The organism is Noviluteimonas gilva, from assembly GCF_009740395.1.
Taxonomy (GTDB): domain Bacteria; phylum Pseudomonadota; class Gammaproteobacteria; order Xanthomonadales; family Xanthomonadaceae; genus Noviluteimonas; species Noviluteimonas gilva.
The window spans coordinates 193,639-215,188 of sequence record NZ_WOXT01000004.1 but is presented as its reverse complement, the minus strand read 5'-3'; the positions used below and the strand labels follow the sequence as shown (position 1 = coordinate 215,188).

Annotated in this window: 19 protein-coding genes and 1 tRNA gene; 14 read left to right on the top strand and 6 right to left on the bottom strand. The window is 65.3% G+C overall.

The window, feature by feature from the left end:
• Positions 1-33: 33 nt before the first annotated feature.
• On the top strand, positions 34-879 hold the full coding sequence (locus GN331_RS13285; protein ID WP_156642724.1) for a sulfurtransferase: 846 nt from the start codon (positions 34-36) through the stop codon (positions 877-879).
• Here GN331_RS13285 and GN331_RS13280 read toward each other — a convergent pair whose 3' ends face one another.
• The gene (locus tag GN331_RS13280; protein ID WP_156642723.1) at positions 880-1,635 is read right to left on the bottom strand and encodes an enoyl-CoA hydratase/isomerase family protein; all 756 of its coding nucleotides are present in this window, start codon (positions 1,633-1,635) and stop codon (positions 880-882) included. It lies immediately after the preceding gene.
• Between the two features lie 43 nt (positions 1,636-1,678).
• Here GN331_RS13280 and GN331_RS13275 point away from each other — a divergent pair, with 43 nt between their 5' ends.
• On the top strand, positions 1,679-2,134 hold the full coding sequence (locus tag GN331_RS13275; protein WP_231734496.1) for a copper chaperone PCu(A)C: 456 nt from the start codon (positions 1,679-1,681) through the stop codon (positions 2,132-2,134).
• A gap of 378 nt (positions 2,135-2,512) precedes the next feature.
• Here the strand turns inward: GN331_RS13275 and GN331_RS13270 are convergent, their stop codons facing one another.
• From GN331_RS13270 to GN331_RS13260, 3 genes are all read right to left on the bottom strand, one after another.
• Positions 2,513-2,926, bottom strand: a complete 414-nt coding sequence (locus tag GN331_RS13270) for an acyl-CoA thioesterase (RefSeq protein ID WP_156642722.1) — start codon at positions 2,924-2,926, stop codon at positions 2,513-2,515.
• The gene (gene uvrA / locus GN331_RS13265) at positions 2,923-5,895 is read right to left on the bottom strand and encodes an excinuclease ABC subunit UvrA (RefSeq protein WP_156642721.1); all 2,973 of its coding nucleotides are present in this window, start codon (positions 5,893-5,895) and stop codon (positions 2,923-2,925) included. The genes GN331_RS13270 and uvrA overlap by 4 nt, the downstream gene beginning before the upstream one ends.
• A gap of 143 nt (positions 5,896-6,038) precedes the next feature.
• On the bottom strand, positions 6,039-7,037 hold the full coding sequence (locus GN331_RS13260) for an OmpA family protein (RefSeq protein WP_156642720.1): 999 nt from the start codon (positions 7,035-7,037) through the stop codon (positions 6,039-6,041).
• Positions 7,038-7,244: 207 nt separating this feature from the next.
• On the opposite strand from GN331_RS13260, the gene rplU reads away from it, so the two are divergent.
• The 3 genes from rplU (at position 7,245) to obgE (ending at position 8,958) form a co-directional block, all read left to right on the top strand.
• A complete protein-coding gene (gene rplU, locus GN331_RS13255; RefSeq protein WP_036166629.1) occupies positions 7,245-7,565 on the top strand; it encodes a 50S ribosomal protein L21 in 321 nt (106 codons plus the stop codon).
• A gap of 12 nt (positions 7,566-7,577) precedes the next feature.
• Complete coding sequence (gene rpmA, locus GN331_RS13250; protein WP_156642719.1) at positions 7,578-7,832, top strand: 50S ribosomal protein L27; 255 nt, start codon at positions 7,578-7,580, stop codon at positions 7,830-7,832.
• Positions 7,833-7,905: 73 nt separating this feature from the next.
• Complete coding sequence (gene obgE, locus GN331_RS13245) at positions 7,906-8,958, top strand: GTPase ObgE (RefSeq protein ID WP_156642718.1); 1,053 nt, start codon at positions 7,906-7,908, stop codon at positions 8,956-8,958.
• A 109-nt stretch (positions 8,959-9,067) separates the two neighbouring features.
• On the opposite strand, the gene rpsT is transcribed toward obgE, so the two are convergent.
• The gene (gene rpsT, locus GN331_RS13240) at positions 9,068-9,337 is read right to left on the bottom strand and encodes a 30S ribosomal protein S20 (protein WP_036166639.1); all 270 of its coding nucleotides are present in this window, start codon (positions 9,335-9,337) and stop codon (positions 9,068-9,070) included.
• Between the two features lie 161 nt (positions 9,338-9,498).
• Here rpsT and murJ point away from each other — a divergent pair, with 161 nt between their 5' ends.
• The 9 genes from murJ to GN331_RS13195 all read left to right on the top strand — a co-directional run bounded on the left by murJ (position 9,499) and on the right by GN331_RS13195 (position 20,548).
• A complete protein-coding gene (gene murJ / locus GN331_RS13235) occupies positions 9,499-11,091 on the top strand; it encodes a murein biosynthesis integral membrane protein MurJ (protein ID WP_156642716.1) in 1,593 nt (530 codons plus the stop codon).
• A 55-nt stretch (positions 11,092-11,146) separates the two neighbouring features.
• The gene (locus GN331_RS13230; protein ID WP_156642715.1) at positions 11,147-12,088 is read left to right on the top strand and encodes a bifunctional riboflavin kinase/FAD synthetase; all 942 of its coding nucleotides are present in this window, start codon (positions 11,147-11,149) and stop codon (positions 12,086-12,088) included.
• Positions 12,085-14,940, top strand: a complete 2,856-nt coding sequence (gene ileS / locus GN331_RS13225) for an isoleucine--tRNA ligase (protein ID WP_331713489.1) — start codon at positions 12,085-12,087, stop codon at positions 14,938-14,940. The genes GN331_RS13230 and ileS overlap by 4 nt, the downstream gene beginning before the upstream one ends.
• The gene (gene lspA / locus GN331_RS13220; protein WP_156642713.1) at positions 14,940-15,437 is read left to right on the top strand and encodes a signal peptidase II; all 498 of its coding nucleotides are present in this window, start codon (positions 14,940-14,942) and stop codon (positions 15,435-15,437) included. The genes ileS and lspA overlap by 1 nt, the downstream gene beginning before the upstream one ends.
• A gap of 8 nt (positions 15,438-15,445) precedes the next feature.
• Positions 15,446-16,396 carry a 4-hydroxy-3-methylbut-2-enyl diphosphate reductase gene (gene ispH, locus GN331_RS13215; protein WP_156642712.1) on the top strand — a complete coding sequence of 317 codons (951 nt, stop codon included), beginning with the start codon at positions 15,446-15,448 and terminating at the stop codon, positions 16,394-16,396.
• A gap of 82 nt (positions 16,397-16,478) precedes the next feature.
• Positions 16,479-16,554 (top strand) — tRNA-Thr (locus GN331_RS13210).
• Positions 16,555-16,771: 217 nt separating this feature from the next.
• On the top strand, positions 16,772-19,231 hold the full coding sequence (locus tag GN331_RS13205; protein WP_156642711.1) for an SEC-C metal-binding domain-containing protein: 2,460 nt from the start codon (positions 16,772-16,774) through the stop codon (positions 19,229-19,231).
• 141 nt (positions 19,232-19,372) lie between these two features.
• Positions 19,373-19,774, top strand: coding sequence for a hypothetical protein (locus GN331_RS13200; RefSeq protein WP_156642710.1), 402 nt, complete (start codon positions 19,373-19,375; stop codon positions 19,772-19,774).
• Between the two features lie 78 nt (positions 19,775-19,852).
• Positions 19,853-20,548 (top strand): 3'-5' exonuclease, encoded by a 696-nt coding sequence (locus GN331_RS13195; RefSeq protein ID WP_197427127.1) that lies wholly within the window; start codon positions 19,853-19,855, stop codon positions 20,546-20,548.
• Positions 20,549-20,595: 47 nt separating this feature from the next.
• Here the strand turns inward: GN331_RS13195 and dmeF are convergent, their stop codons facing one another.
• Positions 20,596-21,531 carry a CDF family Co(II)/Ni(II) efflux transporter DmeF gene (dmeF, locus tag GN331_RS13190; RefSeq protein ID WP_156642708.1) on the bottom strand — a complete coding sequence of 312 codons (936 nt, stop codon included), beginning with the start codon at positions 21,529-21,531 and terminating at the stop codon, positions 20,596-20,598.
• Positions 21,532-21,550: the final 19 nt, after the last annotated feature.

Here is a 21,550-nt window from a genome sequence, read left to right as displayed (position 1 = left end):
ACACGCGGGCCCCCGCCCGCACCGGAGGAACCGATGTCCGGCTGGAACACCCTCGTGCAGGCGGAAACGCTCGCAATCGCGATCGGCAGGCCCGACGTGAAGCTCGTCGATTGCCGATTCACGCTCAGCAGCCCGGGCGCGGGCGAGAGCGCGTATCTCCTGGGTCATCTTCCGGGCGCGGTGTATGCGCACCTGGATCGCGACCTGTCCGACATGAAGCGCACCGGCGCCGGTCGCCACCCGTGGCCCGACGCGGCGAGCTTCACGCAGAAGCTCGGCGAATGGGGCATCGGCCCCGACGACCAGGTCGTCGCTTACGACGACGGCGATGGCGCGCATGCGGCGCGCTTCTGGTTCCTGATGCGCGCGCTCGGGCACGAGAAGGTCGCCGTGCTCGACGGTGGCTGGTCGCGCTGGACTTCGCTCGGGTTGCCGATCGATACGACGCCGAAGAAGCCGATCACGACGCGCTACAACGGAACGTTCGATTCCACGCGACTGCTCGATGCCGAGCAGGTGCAGGAAAGCCTCGACGCCGGTTACGTGCTCATCGACGCGCGCGCGGCCGATCGTTTCCGCGGCGAGAACGAGATGATCGATCGCGTGGCCGGCCACGTGCCGGGTGCGGTCAACCGCCACTTCGCGATGAACCTCGACCACGGCAAGTTCAAGCCGCCGGCCGATCTCGCCGACGAATTCCGCGCGCTGTTGCACGGCAAGCCGGCGGGCGAGGCGATCGTGATGTGCGGCTCGGGCGTCACCGCATGCCATCACCTGCTCGCGATGGAGCGCGCCGGTTTGCGCGGCGCGCGTTTGTTCACGGGTTCGTGGAGCGGATGGATCTCCGATCCATCGCGTCCGGTCGCCGAAGGCGCCTGATTATTTGCCCAGGCGCGCGATCAGCGCCTTCAGGCCTGCCTGCGTATCCGGCGCCGTCCACGCGTCGATGAAGCGTTCGAGCTGGATGCGCTCGGGCTGCATCGCGGCCACGACATCGGCGCGCGAGATCGCACGCGTGCGCAGCATCGGTTCGCGCGGCAATGCGATGAGACCTTCCAACCAGAGGCGTGCGCGCGTGGCGACGTCGTCGATCGCCGCGAGTTCGTCGACCAGGCCGATGTCGAACGCGCGCCCGCTCTCGATCATTTCACCGCCCACCAGCATGCGTTCGGCGCGATGCGGGCCGACGACGCGACGCATCAGTTGCTGGACGCCTTCGGGTGCGACGAGGCCGACCTGCGTTTCGTTGAGGCCCAGGCGATACGGGCCTTCGGCCATGACGCGATAGTCGCAGCACAACGCGAGCACGCAGCCGCCGGCGGGCGCATGGCCGGCGAGGGCGGCGGCGACGGGCACCGGCGACTCGGCGAGTGCGCGCGCCGCATCGAAGAACGCGGACCACGCGGTGAACAACGCGGCGCGATCATCGCCGAGCGAGAGCAGGAACGGCACGTCCAGGCCCGCGGAAAACACCTTCGGTCCGCCCGACAGCACGATGCCTTGGGCGCCACCGTCGATCGCTGCGGCGAGCGCGGTGCGCAGGTCGTTGCACAGTGTCGGGTCGAGCGCATTGACCGGCGCGCGCGCCAGCTTGAGTTCGACGATGGGGCCATGCGGAATGCGTTCGACGAGCATGCGGGCGGATCCGGGAATTGGGGGCGGGGGCTATCATAGGCGCATGAAGACTTTCCGCCGCACGCTCGCCGCTCTCGCGCTTGTTTTCGTCGTGGTCGCCATGCCCGCCTGTGCACAGGGCAAGCCGGATGCGGCGTGTTTGCCCGTCGTGCGCGACGGTTGGATCCGCCTGGTGCCCGGTGGCATGCCGATGCATGCGGGGTTCGCGCGGATCGAGAATGCGTGCAAGGCGCCGGCGACGATCAAGAGCGCGAAGAGCGCCGCTTACGCGAGCGTCGAGATGCACGAGACCAGGCTCGTCGATGGCGTGAGCCGTATGCGTGCGGTGCCTGCGTTGCCGCTTGCGGCCAACGGCAGCGCGGAGTTCAAGCCCGGTGGATTGCACCTGATGCTGATGGATCCGACCTCGACGCTGAAGGCCGGCGACAAGGTCACCATCGATTTCGTGCTGCAGGATGGGCGTGTCGTGCACGGCGCGTTTGCCGTGCGCAATCCCTGATCAAAGCGGGGGTCCGCAGAATCTGCGTTGCGTTGTTTGCATGCGCCTCCACCAGACCGGCGCATCGGCGCGCCGCATTGAAGGCCACATTGCTCCGCAAGAGCTCAAGCTCCGCAATGTGGCCTTCAACGCGACGTCCGCTGCGCACCACGCGTTGGGTTGCTCGACAGCACTTGTTGAATGGGTGCGTTGCGCGCTGATGGGTGCGCGCCTACAGCCAGCACACCAGACGGGCGGCGCCTTGCCCGTCGAGGACATCTCGGAGCCGAGCTCCGGTCGCGCGCTCTCCTCGATGTCCTCTCTCGGGCATCGGCGCCTTCGCGGCGATCTGATCGGCGAAGCGGGGTCCCGTGCGAGTCGTCCGTCCGAAGCGAGCTGTTAAACCCGCGTCGCCATCTCGCGCACGCCATCGGGTAACGGGATCGGGCGGCCGCTCTTCGGGTCGATCCACACCAGCACGACGTGGCCGTCGGAATAGAGCGTCTGGCCGTCGATCGATTCGATGCGATGCCCGACCGTCACGCTGGTGTTGCCGACGCGATCGGCGAACAACGCGATCGCGATCTTCGACGGATACGGAATCGGCGCGCGATAGTTGAGCTGCACCGCGGCGAGCAGCGGCATCATCGTGTCGCTGAGCCATTCGCGTCCGATCGACGCGAACCACTGGATGCGCGCTTCTTCCAGGTAGGTCAGGAAGTTGCTGTTGTTGACGTGGTTGAAGGCGTCGAGATCGCGCCAGCGCGGCGCGATCTCCATGCGGAACAAGGGTGCGTGCGATTCGGCGCTCATGCCGCCGACTTCCGCGGTTTCGCCGCTTGCTTCGCAGCTTTCTTGGCGGCGACCTTTTCGGCCTTCGTCGGCGGGCGCGGCGCTTCCGGCCGCGGGTTGGGCGCCGGCTTCGTCGGCTTCGCTTCGGTGCCGAGCACCTTCGCGAGGAAGCGGCCCGTGTGCGAATGGCCGATGCCCGCGATGTCTTCCGGCGTGCCGGTCGCGAGGATCGTGCCGCCGCGGTGGCCGCCTTCCGGGCCCAGGTCGATCACCCAGTCGGCCGTCTTGATGACGTCGAGGTTGTGCTCGATCACCACGATCGTGTTGCCGTCGTCGCGCAGCTTGTGCAGCACGGCGAGCAGGTGTTCGATGTCGTGGAAGTGCAGGCCGGTGGTCGGTTCGTCGAGGATGTACAGCGTGCGGCCGGTGTCGCGGCGCGAGAGTTCCTTCGAAAGCTTTACGCGCTGCGCTTCGCCACCCGACAACGTGGTCGCCGGTTGGCCGAGCTTGACGTAGGTCAGGCCGACGTCGACGAGCGTTTCGAGTTTGCGCGCGATCGCGGGCACCGGCTCGAACAGCGACAACGCATCTTCGACCGTCATCTCCAGCACGTCGTGGATGCTGTAGCCCTTGTAGAGGATTTCCAGCGTCTCGCGGTTGTAGCGCTTGCCGTGGCAGACATCGCACGGCACGTAGACGTCCGGCAGGAAGTGCATCTCGACCTTGATCAGGCCGTCGCCCTGGCATGCTTCGCAACGACCACCGCGCACGTTGAAGCTGAAACGCCCCGGCGAGTAACCGCGCGCACGCGATTCGGGCACCGAAGCGAACAGCTCGCGCAGCGGCGTGAACAGGCCGGTATACGTCGCCGGATTCGAACGCGGCGTGCGGCCGATCGGCGACTGGTCGATGTCGACGACCTTGTCGAACAGATCCAGGCCTTGCACTTCGCGATGCGGCGCCGGCTTGTGCGATGCGCCGTTGATCTCGTTGGCGGCCAGCGCGTACAGCGTGTCGTTGATCAGCGTCGACTTGCCCGAACCCGACACACCGGTCACGGCCGTGAACAAGCCCGCCGGGATTTCGAGATCGACGTTCTTGAGGTTGTGCCCGCTCGCGCCGAGCAGGCGCAGCGACATCTTCTTGTTCGGCTTGTGGCGATGCGCGGGGATTTCGATGCGCTTCTTGCCGCTCATGTATTGCCCGGTGAGTGAACGGGGCGCCTTGAGCACGTCCGCGAACACCCCCTGCGCCACGATTTCACCGCCGTGCACGCCCGCGCCGGGGCCGATGTCGACGATGTGGTCGGCCAGGCGAATCGCATCCTCGTCGTGTTCGACGACGATGACCGTGTTGCCGAGATCGCGCAGCCGCGTGAGCGTGCCGAGCAGGCGTTCGTTGTCGCGCTGGTGCAGGCCGATCGACGGCTCGTCGAGCACGTACATCACGCCGACCAGGCCCGCGCCGATTTGCGAGGCGAGGCGGATGCGTTGCGCTTCACCGCCCGACAGCGTGTCGGCCTTGCGTTCGAGCGTGAGGTAATCCAGGCCCACGTCGACGAGGAAGCGCAGGCGCTCGGCGATTTCCTTGACGATCTTGACCGCGATCTCGCCGCGCCAGCCCGGCAGTTCCAGGTGCGAGAAGAAGGTGAGCGCTTCATCGACCGGCAGCACGACGATGTGCGACAGCGGATGATCGGCGATGAACACGTTGCGCGCGCTGCGGTTCAATCGCGCGCCGCCGCATTCCACGCACGGGCGCTCGCTGATGTACTTCGCCAGTTCCTCGCGCACCGCGGCGCTTTCGGTTTCCTGGTAGCGGCGTTCGAGGTTGGGCAGGATGCCTTCGAACTTGTGCTTGCGCGTCGTGCGCCCGCCCGCTTCGGTGAGATAGGCGAAGGTCACGACGTTGTTGCCGCTGCCGAACAGCACCGCCTGGCGCTGCTCTTCGTCCAGGTCCTGCCACGCGGTGTCGACGCTGAAGCCGTAGTGCTTGGCGAGCGATGCGATCAACTGGAAGTAGTAGACGTTGCGGCGATCCCAACCGCGCACCGCGCCGGCCGCGAGCGAGAGCTCCGGATGCACGACGACGCGCGAAGGATCGAAGAACTGGCTGACGCCCAGGCCGTCGCACGTCGGGCATGCGCCGACGGGCGAGTTGAAGGAGAACAGGCGCGGCTCGAGTTCCGGCAGCGAGTAATCGCAGACCGGGCAGCTGTACTTCGAGGAGAACAACTGCGGCGGCAGGTTCGCATCGTCGATGGCCTGCACGATCGCCATGCCGTCGCCGAGCTTGAGCGCGGTCTCGAAGGATTCGGCGAGGCGCTGCTTGAGGTCGTCGCGCACCTTGAAGCGGTCGATCACCGCTTCGATCGTGTGCTTCTGGCGCAGCGCGAGCGGCGGTACCGCGTCGATCTCGTGCAGCACGCCGTCCACGCGCACGCGCACGAAACCCTGCGCGCGGAGTTGTTCGAAGATCTGCGCGTGTTCGCCCTTGCGCTCGCGGATGACGGGCGCGAGCAGCATCCAGCGCTGCTCGGCGAGCTTCTCGTCCTTCGCCAGCGCCATCACCTGGTCGACCATCTGGCTGACGGTCTGCGCTTCCAGCGGGAAGCCGTGGTCGGGGCAGCGCGGAGTGCCGACGCGTGCGTAGAGCAGGCGCAGGTAGTCGTAGATCTCGGTGATCGTGCCGACGGTCGAACGCGGGTTGTGCGAAGTGGCCTTCTGCTCGATCGCGATCGCGGGGCTGAGGCCCTCGATGTGGTCGACGTCCGGCTTCTCCATCACGCTGAGGAACTGGCGCGCGTAGGCCGAGAGAGACTCGACGTAACGGCGCTGGCCTTCGGCGTAGATCGTGTCGAAGGCGAGCGACGACTTGCCCGACCCCGACAAGCCGGTGATGACGATCAACTTGTCCCTCGGCAGGTCGAGGTCAATGTTCTTGAGGTTGTGCGTCCGCGCGCCGCGGATGCGGATGAAATCCATCGCCATCGAAAGGGGAATCCCGGTGCAGGAGCCGTGGTCGAACAGGGGAGCGTAACGAGCCGACTAGGTGGGGGCAAATCGGCATTACGCCAGCCTGTGCGCGCGACGGCGCACAGGCTGCGACTCAGGGTCCTGAACAGCGGGAAGCGTCAGCGAAGGACCGTGAACTCCATCCGCCGGTTCTTCGCGCGCCCGGCCTCGGTGCCGTTGTCGGCGACCGGCCGATCCTGCCCGTAACCCTGGCTGGTGAGGTTCGCCTGGTCCACGCCGTTGCGGACCAGTTCGGCCACCACGGCCGCCGCGCGGTCGCGCGAAAGCGTCATGTTGGCGGTGGCTTCGCCGGTGTTGTCGGTGTGGCCACCGACTTCGATGCGCGTGCCGGCCGGTGCTTTCTTGATGACGTTGGCGGCCTTGGCGAGCATCGCCGTGCTGTCGGCGGAGATGCGCGCGCTGCCGGTGTCGAAGTGGATCGTCATCAGGTTCAGCGCCTTGACCAGGTCGTCGGCGCTGAAGGTGCGGCCCATCAGGGCATCGAGTGCGGCGCCGGCGTCGGGCAGGTCGACCGACGGCGTGACGGACGCCGATGGCGCGCCGGGTGCCGTTTCGCGCGAACAACTGCGGAAGGCGAGGAAGGCAATCAGCGCCAGCGCGATGATCGCGATCCACGGCAGCCAGCGACCGAGCCCGCCGCTCGCGGCGCGGACGACCTCGCCGCCCGTTGCCGCTGCCGCACGTGCGCCAGTACCCACTGCCGCGGCGCCGCCACCGAGCAGGCCCGCGAGGCTGGCCGGGATCGAGGTCGGGATGCGGCCGCCTTCGGTCAGGCCATTGACCATGTCGGGCAACAGGCCGCTGAGGACGCCGGAGACCGACCCGCGATCGGCGCCGACCTTCCCGGCCATGTCGCTGATGGCCGCGCTGCCCAGGGCGCTCTCGACCTGGGTCGGCGAGATCGGCTGATTGGGCCCGGTGCCCACCCAGGACTGGACGATGTCGCCCAGGCCCTGTTGGCGGAAACGATCGAGGAAACCGGCGAAACCGCCGGACTGGTTGAACATCAGGCCGGTCAGCAGGGGGAGCAGCTGGCGGACTTTGTCGGGGCCGATGCCGAAGCGTGCGGCGACCTGGTCGATGAGACCCTCGAACATGGGGAACCTCCCTGTGCGTGGTGGGGGACGCACCGCGGCCCCTCGTCGCGGGCCGGAAGATCAGGCGCCATGGCCGGTTAAGCCGGCATCACACCGGCAGGTAGCCGGCACAGTTGACCGTAAATCGCTGAAACCCCTACAATTCCGCTTCTGTCCGCCCTCGATGGCTGGCAGGCGACCACAATAACTACAGAGGAATGCCTGGTCATGTACGCAGTACTGGTCACCGGCGGTAAGCAATACCGCGTGATGAAGGGTGAAACGCTCCGCGTCGAACTGCTCGACGTCGAAGCCGGCAAGGAGATCACGTTCGACAACGTGCTCATGCTCGGCGACGGCGAAGGCGTCAAGCTCGGCGACGCGCTCAAGGGCGCGAGCGTCACCGCCACCGTCAAGGGTCACGGCCGCGCCGACAAGGTGCGCATCGTGAAGTTCCGCCGCCGCAAGCACCATCGCAAGCAGATGGGCCATCGGCAGCACTACACCGAAATCGAGATCACCGGCATCGCCGGTGGCGACAAGAAGTAAGGAGAGGCAGCCATGGCACATAAAAAGGGCGTAGGTTCTTCGCGCAACGGCCGCGACTCCAATCCGAAGTACCTGGGCGTGAAGCTGTTCGGCGGCCAGGCCGTCGATGCCGGCAACATCATCGTTCGCCAGCGCGGCACGCAGTTCCACCCGGGTTCGGGCGTCGGCCTCGGCCGCGACCACACCCTGTTCGCGCTCGTCGACGGCAAGGTCGAATTCTCGACCAAGGGCCCGAAGAAGCGCCGCACCGTCAGCGTCGTCGAGTAACCTCGTCACGCCGGTGTCCGACGAGCCCCGCTCCGGCGGGGTTCGTCGTTTCTGCAGCAAGGAATGCAACGAAATGAAACTCGTCGACGAAGCAGACATCACCGTGATCGCCGGTAACGGCGGCAACGGCTCCATCAGTTTCCGGCGCGAGAAGTTCATCCCGCTGGGCGGTCCCGACGGCGGCGACGGCGGCAGCGGCGGCAACGTCTGGCTGCAGGCCGACGAGAACCTCAACACGCTGGTCGACTTCCGCCACGAAAAGACGTTCCGCGCCCAGCGCGGCGAGAACGGCGGCGGCAGCCAGATGTACGGCAAGGGCGGCCAGGACCACACGATCACGGTGCCGGTGGGCACGGTCGTGCACAACATCGAGACCGACGAAATCATCGGCGATCTCACGCAGCACGGCGATCGCCTGCTTGTCGCCAAGGGCGGCAAGGGCGGCCTGGGCAACATGCATTTCAAGAGTTCGATCAATCGCTCGCCGCGTCGTTCGACGCCGGGCGACGAAGGCGAGCAGCGCACGCTGCGCCTGGAACTGAAGCTGCTCGCGGACGTGGGCCTGCTCGGCTTCCCGAACGCGGGCAAGTCCACTTTCATTCGCGCGGTTTCGGCCGCGACGCCGAAGGTCGCGGACTATCCGTTCACCACGCTCTATCCGAACCTCGGCGTCGTCTCCGTCGAACACCACCGCAGCTTCGTCATCGCCGACATCCCGGGGATCATCGAAGGCGCGGCGGAAGGCGCCGGCCTCGGCGCGCTGTTCTTGCGCCACGTGCAGCGCACGCGCTTGCTGTTGCACCTCGTCGACATGGCGCCGATGGAAGGCGGCGTGGAAGCCTCGCCCGCCGAACAGGTGCGCGCGATCGAACACGAGCTGCGCAAGTACGATCCGGCGATGCTGGAAAAGCCGCGCTGGCTGGTGCTCAACAAGGCCGACCTGATGTTCGAGGACGAGGCGCGCGCGCAAGCCGAAGCCGTCGTGCAGGAACTCGGATGGACGCAGCCCTGGTACATGGTGTCGGCGCTCGCGCGCGAAGGCACGTGGCCGATCATGCTCGCGATCCAGACCTTCTTCGATCGCCTGCGCGAGGAGCAAGCAGAAGAAGGGCAGGCCGATGTCTGAGGCCTGCACGCAGGCAACAAAAAACCCGGCCGAGGCCGGGTGCGTGCTTGCCTTGACAAAAAACCCGGCCGAGGCCGGGTTTTTCAAAGGAACTGCTGCGCCGGAAGAATCAGGCGGCCTGCAGCGCCTTGATGCGCGCCGTGAGGCGGCTCTTGTGACGGGCGGCCTTGTTCTTGTGGATCAGGCCACGCGAGCTGAAGCGGTCGAGAATGGGCTGCGCCACGACGAACGCGGCCTGGGCGGCAGCGGCGTCATTGGCGTCGAGCGCCTTCAGCACCTTCTTGACGGCGGTGCGCAGCATCGAGCGCTGAGCGGCGTTGCGAGCGTTGCGCACGACGGTCTGCTTGGCGCGCTTCTTGGCGGACTTGATATTGGCCACGACGGGAATCCTGGAAACGAAACGATGATGGTGGAAAACGATCGGTACCAGGGCTTTCCCGGCACAACGAAGCGCGGAAGTATGGGCGTTTCAGGCACTTGCGTCAACCACGGGGCCCGCGCCGCATGAGTGGTCCCGGTCCGTCCGCTCCGCGCCCCCGGATGCTCCGGGGCTTGCTGTCCTTCGGCAGCATGACCATGGTCAGCCGGGTCTTCGGCCTGGTCCGGGACATGGTGATCAACAGCGTCTTCGGCGCCAACGCCATGACCGACGCCTTCTGGGTCGCCTTCCGCATCCCGAACTTCATGCGGCGGCTGTTCGCCGAGGGCTCGTTCTCGACCGCCTTCGTCCCCGTGTTCACGGAGATCAAGGAGAAGCGGACCCACGCGGAGCTGAAGGAACTGGTCTCGCGGACCGCCGGCACGCTGGGCGGGGTGTTGCTGGTGATCGTGGCGCTGGGGGTGTTCTTCGCGCCCGAGGTGACGTTGTTGTTCTCGCCCGGCGCGGCGCGCGATCCGGCGAAGTTCGCGCTGACCGTCACGCTGCTGCAGCTCACGTTCCCGTTCCTGCTGTTCGTCTCGCTGACCGCGCTGGCGGCCGGCGCGCTCAACAGCTTCCACAAATTCGGCATGCCGGCGCTGACGCCGGTGATCCTCAACATCTGCATGATCGCGGGCGCGTTGTGGCTTTCGCCGATGCTGGAAGTGCCGATCCTCGCGCTGGGTTGGGCGATCCTGTTCGCCGGCATCCTGCAGTTGCTGTTCCAGGTGCCGCAGCTGGCGAAGCTGGACCTGCTCACGCTGCCGCGCTGGGGCGCAAGCCACCCGGACGTGCGCAAAGTGATGCGGCTGATGGTGCCGACGTTGTTCGGCTCCTCGGTCGCGCAGATCAACCTGCTGCTCGATACGGTGATCGCCTCCTTGCTGATCGCCGGTTCGCAGACGTGGTTGTCGCAGGCCGATCGCTTCCTCGAATTGCCGCTCGGCGTCTTCGGCGTCGCACTGGGCACCGTGATCCTGCCGGCGCTCGCGCGGCACCACGTCAACACCGATCGCGCGGGATTCTCCTCGGCGCTGGATTGGGGCCTGCGCACGACGCTGATGATCGCGGTCCCCGCGATGCTCGGCCTGATGCTGCTGTGCGTGCCGCTGGTGTCCACGCTGTTCCAGCACGGCAACTTCACCGCGTTCGACACGAAGATGGCGGCGCTGTCGGTGTTCGGCCTGAGTTTCGGCCTGCCGGCTTTCGCGCTGGTGAAAGTGGTGCTGCCGGCGTTCTACGCCCGCCAGGACACGCGGACCCCGGTGCGCGCGGGCGTCGCTTCGCTGGTCGCGAACATGGTGTTCAACGGCCTGTTCCTCGCGGTCCTCTACGTGGTCTGGGTCTCGCCGGCGATGAAGCAGGGCCCGGTGCTCGCCGCGCTGGCGCACACGCCCGGCCTGCATTTCGCGCTGGGCCTGGCGAGCGCCGCGGCCAGCTACCTCAATCTTCTGCTGCTGTGGCGCTGGCTGAAGCAGGCGGGCGTTTACGAAAGCAAGCCGGGCTGGGGCCGGTTCCTGGTGCGCCTGGGCGTCGCCTGCACGGCGATGACGGCGGCGCTGCTGATCGGCCTGCAGATCGCGCCGGACTTCACCAAGGTCGCGGTCGCCACGCGGATCCTGTGGCTCGGCCTGCTGGTCGGCGGCGGCGCGGCGGTCTACGGCGCGGCGATGGTCGCGATGGGGTTCCGGCTCTCCGACCTGAAGGAACATTGAGATCGCACTGTTGCGCGGGGCAGGGGGCAGGGCGGCGGCTATACTCCCGCGTTCCATGAGCAGGCTGTTCCGTGACGTCGAAGGCGGGCCTTTGTGCCCCCAAGGCAGCGTGGTCTGCATCGGCGCCTTCGACGGCCTCCATCTCGGCCATCGCGCGCTGGTGCGCCGCGCCGTCGACCGTGCGCGCGCGTTGGGCGTGCCGGCCGTCGCGCTGAGCTTCGAACCGCTGCCGCGCGAATTCTTCTCGCCGTCCGATCCGCCGCCGCGCCTCACGCTCGCCCGCGCGAAGTTCGAAGGCCTGCGCGATCTCGGCGTCGACATCGTCGGCCTGCTGCGCTTCGACCCCAAGCTCGTGCAGATGTCCGCCGATCGCTTCGTGCGCCAGATGCTGATCAATCGCCTGCGTGCGCGCGAAGTCTGGATCGGCCCCGACTTCCGATTCGGCAAAGGCCGCGCGGGCGACCTGAAGTTGCTGCGCGAATTCCACGAATTCCAATCGCGCGCGATCGACCCGGTACTCGTCGACGGCGAACGCGTGTCGAGCACGCGCATCCGTGCCGCGCTGACGTCCGGCGATTTCGACGCCGCCGCGCGCTTGCTCGGTCGCCGCTATGCCATCGATGGTCGTGTCGTGCGTGGCAAACAACTCGGTCGCACGCTCGGCTATCCCACCGCGAACCTGCGCTACGGCAATCGCCGTCCGCCGTTGCAAGGCATCTTCGCCACGCGCGTGCACGGGCTTGGCGATGCGCCGATCGATTCGGTGTCGAGCTTCGGCACGCGCCCGGCGGTCAACGGCGTGGAGCCCTTGCTCGAAGCACACCTGTTCGACTTCGACGGCGACCTGTACGGTCGGCGCATCAGCGTCGAGTTCGTTGCGCACCTTCGCGACGAACTGAACTTCGCCGACCTGCCGGCGCTCGTCGAACAAATCCATCGTGACGCGCGCCAGGCGCGCGAACTCCTCTCTTCCCTCTCGCAACAGGCTTGCGCGTGACCCAGGATTACAAGCCCACCATCCACCTGCCCGCGACGGATTTCCCGATGCGCGGCGACCTCCCCAAGCGCGAGCCCGAAACGCTCAAGCGCTGGGAGGCCGACGGCCTTTACGCGCAGATCCGCGCGAAGGCGCAGGGCCGCCCGACCTTCGTACTGCACGACGGCCCGCCGTACGCCAACGGGCCGATCCACATCGGCCATGCGGTGAACAAGGTCCTCAAGGACATCGTGGTCAAGTCGAAGCTGATGGCCGGCTTCGATGCGCCCTACGTGCCCGGTTGGGATTGCCACGGGCTGCCGATCGAACTGGTCGTCGAAAAGAAGCACGGCAAGGTCGGCGTGAATCTCGATGCCGAAGCCTTCCGCCAGAAGTGCCGCGAATTCGCCGCCGAACAGATCGACGAACAGCGCAAGGGCTTCAAGCGCCTGGGCGTGGTCGGCGAGTGGGAGCGTCCGTATCGCACGATGGACTTCCGCTACGAAGCGGACATGCTGCGTTCGCTCGCGAAGATCATCGATCGCGGCCATCTCGCGCGCGGCGTGAAGCCGGTGCACTGGTGTTTCGATTGCGGTTCGGCGCTCGCCGAAGCCGAGATCGAATACCAGGACAAGGCCTCGCCGGCGATCGATGTCGCGTATCGCGCGCGCCAGCCGCAGGCGTTCGCTTCGGCGTTCGGCGTTGCGCTGCCTGAAGGCGTCGACATCGCCGTGCCGATCTGGACCACGACGCCGTGGACGCTGCCCGCGAGCCTCGCGGTCACGCTGGGCCCGGAACTCGATTACGTATTGGTCGAAGGCCCGCAACGCGATGGCGCGCGCCTGTGGCTCGTGCTCGCCGAAGCGCTCGCCGAGAAGGCGCTCGCGCGTTACGGCGTCGACGATTTCGTCGTGCATGGCCGCGCGCAGGGTGTCGAACTCGAAGGCCAGCGTCTGCAGCATCCGTTCTACGACACGCCTGCTTACAGCCGCGAAATCCCGCTGATCATCGGCGACCACGTGTCGGCCGAAGATGGCACCGGCGCCGTGCACACCGCACCGGGCCACGGCCAGGAAGACTTCGCGGTCGGCCTGCGCTACGGGCTCACCGATGCGTACACCGCAGCGCAGGTGAATCCGGTCGATGGTCGCGGCGTTTACCTGCCGTCGACGCCGCCCGCCGGCGACACGCCGCTCGCCGGCCTGCACATCTGGAAGGCGAACGACACGATCGTCGAAGTGCTGCGCGCCAATGGTTCGTTGCTCGCGCATTCGACGCTCGTGCACAGCTATCCGCATTGCTGGCGCCACAAGACGCCGGTGGCGTTCCGCGCCACGCCACAGTGGTTCATCTCGATGGAACAGGCCGGCCTGCGTCGCGACGCGCTCGCCGCGATCGGCCGCGTGCAGTTCTTCCCCGACTGGGGCGAGGCGCGCATCTTCGCGATGGTCGAAGGCCGCCCCGACTGGTGCATCTCGCGCCAGCGCACCTGGGGCGTGCCGATCGCGCTGTTCATCGATCGCGAAACCGGCGAACCGCATCCCGATTCCCCGGCGCTGATGCGCCAGGTGGCCGATCGCGTCGAGCAATCGGGCGTCGATGCGTGGTACGCGCTCGATGCCGCCGAACTGCTCGGCGCCGAAGCATCGAAGTACGAGAAGGTGCGCGACATCCTCGACGTGTGGTTCGACTCCGGCGTGAGCCACGAATGCGTGCTCGCGCAGCGTCCGGACGACATGCTGACCAAGCCCGCCGATCTCTACCTCGAAGGCTCCGACCAGCATCGCGGCTGGTTCCAGTCCTCGCTGCTCACGGGCGTGGCGATGAACGGCGACGCGCCGTATCGCCAGGTCCTCACGCACGGATTCACCGTCGACCAGAACGGTCGCAAGATGTCGAAGTCGCTCGGCAACGTGATCGATCCGCACAAGGTGATCGACCAGATGGGCGCCGACGTGCTGCGCCTGTGGATCGCTTCGACCGATTACCGCAACGAGATCTCGGTCTCCGACGAAATCCTCAAGCGCAACGGCGATGTGTATCGCCGCATCCGCAATACCGCGCGCTTCCTGCTCGGCAACCTGCACGGCTTCGATCCGGCGCGCGATCTGGCGTCGCTCGACGCGATGGTCGCGCTCGATCGCTGGATCGTGCATCGCGCGTTCGAAGTGCAGACGAAGATCGCCGACGCGTACGCGCGCTACGACTTCGCGGAGATCGTGCAAGCGCTGGTGAACTTCTGCAGCGTGGACCTGGGCGCGTTGTACCTCGACGTGACCAAGGACCGCCTGTACACGCTCGGCGAGGATTCGCCCGCGCGTCGTTCCGCGCAGTCGGCGATGTATCGCATCGCCGAAGCCTTCGTGCGCTGGATCGCGCCGATCCTCTCGTTCACCGCGGACGAGATGTGGACGCAGATCCCGGGCCAGCGCGAGGGCAACGTGTTGTTCGCGACGTGGTACGACGGGCTTGCGCCGCTCGGCGAGAACGCCGTGTTGTCGCTCGAAGACATGGACCGCCTGCTCGCGCTGCGCGACGACGTGGCGAAGGTGCTCGAACCGATGCGCGCCAACGGTGCGATCGGTGCGGCACTGGAAGCCGAGATCGGCTTGCGTTGCGGTGTCGCCGACCAGAACTGGCTCGCGCCGCTCGTCGACGAACTGCGCTTCCTGTTGATCAGCGGCGACGTGCACCTGGTCGCAGACGACAACGCGCACGAGATCGGCGTCACCGCCGCCCCGACGCAGAAAACCAAGTGCGTGCGGTGCTGGCAGCATCGCGGCGATGTCGGCACGGTCGCCGCGCATCCGCAGTTGTGCGGACGCTGCGTGAGCAACGTCGACGGCCCCGGTGAATCGAGGATGTATTTCTGATGCGCGCTTCTCCCAATGCAACGCCGTGGCTGCTGCTGTCGGTCGCGATCATCGTGCTGGACCAGCTCTCCAAGAGCTGGGTGCTCTCGAGCCTGCCCGAATACCAGCCGGTGGTCGTCATCGACGGCTTCTGGAACTGGTATCGCAGCTACAACACCGGCGCCGCCTTCAGTTTCCTGAGCGATGCTGGCGGCTGGCAGAAGTGGATGTTCACGGGCCTGGCCTTCGTGATCAGCGGCCTGCTGACCGTCTGGCTGGCGCGCACGCCGCGGCGCGACTGGCGCACGGCGCTGCCCTTCGCGCTGGTGATCGGCGGCGCGCTGGGCAACGTGATCGACCGCCTGCGCCACGGCCACGTCGTCGATTTCATCCAGTGGCACTGGCAGGAACACGCCTGGCCGGCCTTCAACGTGGCCGACTCGGCCATCGTGGTCGGGGCAATCGGCATCGCCCTGTTCGGGTTGCTGCAAGGCAAGCGCCCGCAGGAAGGGCGATAATCGCGCCCATGGACATCCTGCTGGCCAATCCGCGCGGGTTCTGCGCCGGGGTCGACCGCGCGATCGAGATCGTCAAGCGTGCGCTCGAACTGCTCGGCGCGCCGATCTACGTGCGGCATGAAGTCGTGCACAACCGTTTCGTCGTCGATGATCTCAAGCATCGCGGCGCCGTCTTCGTCGAAGAACTCGACGAAGTGCCCGACAACGCCACGGTGATCTTCTCCGCGCATGGCGTGTCGCAAGCGGTCCGCCAGGAAGCCGCGCGTCGCGGGCTTAAGGTGTTCGACGCCACGTGCCCGCTGGTGACCAAGGTGCACCTGGAAGTCGCGCGCCAGTGCCGCGCGGGCCGCGACATGGTGCTGATCGGCCACGCCGGGCATCCGGAAGTCGAAGGCACGATGGGACAGTGGAACGCGCAGGCCGGCGGCGGCAGCATCTACATCGTCGAAGACATCGACGATGTCGCCACGCTCGACATCGCGCAGCCCGCCAATTGCGCCTACACCACGCAGACCACGCTCTCGGTGGACGACACGCGCAGCATCATCGATGCCTTGCGCGCGCGCTTCCCCGCGATCCAGGGCCCGAAGAACGACGACATCTGCTACGCCACGCAGAACCGCCAGGACGCCGTGCGCGAACTCACGCAGGCCTGCGACCTCGTGCTCGTCGTCGGTTCGCCCAACAGTTCCAACTCCAATCGCCTGCGCGAGCTCGCCGAACGCGAGGGCGTGGAAGCGCACCTGATCGACGGTGCGAGCGAGATCGACCCGCGCTGGGTCGTCGGCCGCCGCCACATCGGCGTGACCGCGGGGGCCTCGGCGCCCGACGTGCTGGTGCGCGGCGTGATCGCGCGCCTGCGCGAGCTCGGCGCCGGTGGCGTGCGCGAATTGGACGGCAAGCCCGAGGACATGGTGTTCGCGCTGCCGAAGGAATTGCGGCTGACCCTCGTCGAGTGACCCCGGGGCGCCCATCGGCCCGCGTTTCCGCGCTTTTCGGGTTTGACCTGCGCCCCCGTCGGCCCCTAGAATTCACGGCTCAGCCGGAATAGCTCAGTTGGTAGAGCGGCGCATTCGTAATGCGTAGGTCGTAGGTTCGATTCCTATTTCCGGCACCAAGAAAATCAAGGGCTTGCAAGGAAATCTCCTTGCAGGCCCTTTTTCTTTTGTTGCACTGGGGTCCGATTGGGGTCCACGCGGTGCGCTCGGCTCAATTCCCTGACGTAACTGATGTCCCCGAAGTGGAAACGCTGGGCCCGTAGGTGAGCCTGCAATCGACGGCGAGCCTAGGCAAACGCACGCGAGGCCCCAGCGTTGCCCGCGGCACAATGGGGCATGACGCCACCAAACTCGCCGCCTCAACCGCCTTCGCGCAAGAACCATTACGTACCCGTTTGGTACCAGACGGGATTTCAGTTGAACGGGGCCGACAACTGGTTGCTGGACCTTGCCGCACCTAGCCTTAAGCCGGACGGCACGCCGGTCGTCCTGCGGCCTCGCAGGCGACCCGCCAAATCTTCGTTTTGGGAGAACGAGCTCTACGTCACTCGCTTCGGCGAGGTTATCAACGACGAAGTCGAAACCGTTCTGTTTCAGAAGATCGACAACTTCGGCTCTGATGCGGTGCGCGCGTTCGTCGCCGGGGACGAACGCGCGATGCATTTCCAGTTGGAATCGCTGTTGTCTTACTTGGGTGCGCAGAAGCTGCGAACCCCGAAAGGATTAGATTGGATCAAAGCTCGCTATCCGGCCCTCTCCCAGGTCGAACTACTTATCGAGCTTCAGCATTTGCGCAACATGTTTGGCACGCTGTGGGGCGAGTGCGTCCGCGAGATCGTGTCGGCCGAGTCCTCGGAAGTAAAGTTCTTGGTTACCGACCATCCTGTCACCATGTTCAACGCGGCGCTGCCCGAGAACGCTTCGCAGTTTGCATATCCGATGGATCCACCGCTGACGTGGAACGGCACGCAGTCGCTGTTCGCGCTCGACGCCAATAATCTGTTGATTCTGACGCACGTTCCGTTTGCGAAAGACCCAGACCGAGTCGAAGCCGCAGCCAAGCGAATCAACGCGCGCTATTTCGGCAATGCGATGGTTCGGACCGATGCCCTAATCCGCACCCGCCGTTTCAACACTGACCACGTTATCGCGGTCAACGCATGGTTAAAGTCCCGCGCAAGACGCTACGTCGCCGCGGCAGAGACCGACTGGCTATATCCCGAAGCGCATCGACAGCCTGAGCGCGCGGCGTTCGCGCAATTGCTACGCCCGCCAAGTGGCGACCTGTGGGGCTATGGCGGCGAAATCTATATCGGTTACGAGGACGGAAGCCACGGTTACCGCGACCAATACGGTCGCACGTCCAAGGACCATGAAGTCGTAGAGAAACAGCCGCCGTCTGAGCCGCCCATGCCTGACGACGACTGTCCGTGTGGGTCGGGCGACACCTTCGGATCATGTTGCGAACCGCTGCCGATCTGGGAACGTGCGCCGTGGACCGTGCTCAGCCTGAGGGAGCGCAACCTACGATTCATCAACGCCCTCTTCAACGTGCTGGAACTCGCGCCGGACGTGCCGTGGACGCACGTGCAACGCAACCTAACCGATGAACAGGTCGCGCGGATACACCGGCTTAGTCAATGGCTTTGGCCGGCCGACACGGATCTAGCTGCCTTGCTTCCGAAGCGTCGTAGTGGGGGCGTGCGCGCGATCTATATGGGTCTTTCAGATCCTCGGCTGCTCGGCGAGAACGTGGCTGCGCTATGCCCGGTGTTCGATCAGGTCTTGGTCATGGACCCTTTCATGTTCGCCCGCAACCTGCGGCCCGACATGAGTCCTGTCGAAAACCCCGACCAGCACAAACAGCAATTTTTGAAGAACGCGTTGTTCTGGATCGCGCTCGCACCCTTGATTCAGGCGGGTAAGGTGCTGATCTTCCCCGATCCCGGTGAAGTGAATCCTGACCTTCGACGTGCGGTCTTCGAGATGGCGCGAGCGCGTACCGCTGACTGGGAGATGGAGCCGGCGGAGTACGAGGAGATGCGCTGGCTGTCGGAGGAGGACGTCAGGCGTGCGATGAAGCGGATGCCGGATGAGTTCTGGCTACCGAAGCTCAAGGAATCGAGCCCTGGCAGCTCGGATGCGGAGGCTAAAAAAATTCTAGAAATAATGCGCCGTCAGCAGGAACAAGACCCGTTTGCCCTGCTACAGCCGGCGGCAGAAGGCAGGACCGCGCAACTGCTCATGATGCGTGCCGTCAATCTGGAGATCGCGCTCTTCGTTGCGCAGATCACGGGTGCGGTCATCGTCACCGACATTACCGCTCTGTGGCGCCACCTCCATTCCCATACTCGGGCCGGCGAATCCGGGTGCGACGTTGGCTTCGAGCCGCTTCGGTTCACCGCTAGTCTTCATCCCGCGATCGCCGTTCAATTGACCGAGCTCACGGCAGCGACGGCCGTGCCATCGGCGATCAACACTTTGAAAACTGCGATCAATCAGCGTGCTGGCCGTGAGGATATCGAACGAGCGCTGGACCTGGTGCGGTCACGACTCGACGCCCTCTCCGTTTCGATTGAGTCGATGGACATGGACCTTCCGCGAGCCCAGTTAACGTTGACGCCTTCGATTCCTGAGGCCGGGTTTGAATCCCCGATCGCACAGCGGCTCGTGGTTAGCTTCGGCAGTGATGATGTGCCCGTCTACGTCGGCCTTGCGTTCTTCCGCCGAACGGAAAGTGGAGAAGCGGTTCGCGTTGTTCGGCCCGACGCCGACGCACCAGACGCGGCTTTGTAAACGTGATCGACAGTCTGGCGGCCGTCTCCCCGGCAGCGACCGGTTCCGACGCCGTTGCACGTCAATCTGTTGATCGGGCACGCATCGATAATTTACTGGCCGCCGCAAGCTGGCGGTCGTCGTGATAATCAAAGGGGCGCAATGGCTATTGTTGCAATAGATGATTCGGACGACGAGAAGCTCGTTCTTACGCTTTCAAATGGGGACGAGATCGAGTTGGTTTTCGAAGGCGACTGTGTGTATGCCTACGCTGGCGGAAATGAAGTCGGCGAGTTTCATTTCAATTGTTACGACCAGCCCTATCAGCATTCCAGCGAAACCTTTGCCCGGCTCACGCACGCGTTTCTTGAAGGAAACAATGGTCGTTACATGCGTCAGGGCGTCGGCACAGAGGCGATCCGTTTCTTCCTGCGGTCGACGGGTTACATCCTGGAGCTGCCGGAAGACGACGGAATTAAGAAGGATGATGGAAGCCATCTCGTACAAGACGGCCCGGCTTTCGTGAACAGCTTACGGAGAAAGCAGGGCGCGGGATTGCTATGAGCTTTAAAGTCGAAGCCGCCTTCATTTCGCGGCCCTCAAAAATTTGTAGCTGATGCGACTTGGGAGGCAGGGGTCACTGTGGAAATCGCAGCTTTGGTCATCATCCTGGCGCTCGCGTTGTGGGTGGTCTTCAAACCCGTTCGACGAGATGCGCGCCTTCGTGAGCGTGACGAGCTCAGAGTCGATCAGCATCGACGCCATCACACTGAGGTGGTGCGTCGTGAATCGAGCGCCGCAAACGTCAACCTGACCCACCTTCCTGTGCAGTTCGTTGTATTCGACTTGGAAACCACAGGGCTTGACCCTCTTCGTGATGAAATCATCGAGATCGGCGCCATTCGCGTGAATCGTGACTCAGTCAATCACGACACGTTTGAGATCATTGTGCGGCCGGTAAAGAAGGTGCCGGCGAAGATCACGCAGTTGACGGGGATTACGCAAGCAATGGTCGACGGCGGCGATGATCTCGACTACTCGTTGCGCGCGTTCTGCAAGTTCGTCGGCGACCTCCCGCTGGTTGCCTTCAACGCTGATTTCGATATGGCGTTCCTTAGATCGGCGTCAAACAAGTGCGGGGTTACGATTCCGCAGCGGGCTTCATGTGCACTCAAGATGGCAAGACGTGCGTGGCCTGAGCGAGCGAGCTACAAACTCAAGGATCTTGCGCGCGACGGCAACCTTGGCCTTGAGGATGAGCACCGTTCACTCGGAGACTGTAAGCGCGCGCTAATCGTCTACACGGCCGCAGCATCCCGGCTCGGTACGACCAACTAGAAATGTAGATCGGAGGGCGCGCGCAATCAGCTACTCGCACGCTTCGGTCAAACTACGTTGACCTCAACGGTCACGTGCACAAGTTCTTCGTGGACCGAAAGTGCGCGGCGATAGTGTTCGGGGCTACGGCCGTCTCGGTCGACGACGCTGACCACGCAGGCATACTTGCCCTTGCCGACGCGCCACACGTGCAGGTCGGCGATCTCGGCATCAGTTTCGGTGCCGATCACTTCGCGAATCTCTTCGACGACTGGCGCGTCCATCTCCGCGTCGAGCAGCACGCGGCCGGTATCGCGCAGCAGTCCCCACGCCCACACGGTCACGAGCACGGCGCCGGCGATGCCCATCACTGGATCCAACCACATCGCGCCCCAGAACTTTCCCGCGACCAGCGCGATGATGGCCAGCACGGATGTTGCTGCATCGGCCAATACATGCAGGTATGCAGAGCGAAGATTCAGGTCGTGGTGGTGATGGTCGTGCGCGTGGTGGTCGTGGTGATGCGCATGCCTGTGATCATGTTCATGGTGGCCGCGCAGCAACCACGCGCACGCGAGGTTCACCGCAAGGCCGATGGCCGCGAGGGCGATTGCCTGGTCGTAATGGATGGGCAGGGGGCGGAACAGGCGCTCGATTGACTGGAACGCCATCACGGCCGCGACGCCGAGCAGCAGCACTGCGCTCGTGTAACCGCCCAGGATCTCGACCTTCCACGTGCCGAAGGCGAAGCGGCGGTCGTTGGCGAAGCGGCGCGCGCATGCATACGCGAACACAGAAAGCCCGAGCGCGAGAGCATGCGAACTCATGTGCCAGCCGTCGGCCAGCAACGCCATTGAGTTGAAGATCCAGCCACCCGCAATTTCGACCACCATCATCGCGGCGGTCAACGCGACGGCATAACGCGTGTTGCGCTCGGCGAGGGGGTTGCCCTCGTTGAATGTGTGATCGTGGCGGAAGCGGTCGGCGGCGGCGCTCAGGTTCATCGGGTATATTCCTGCTATA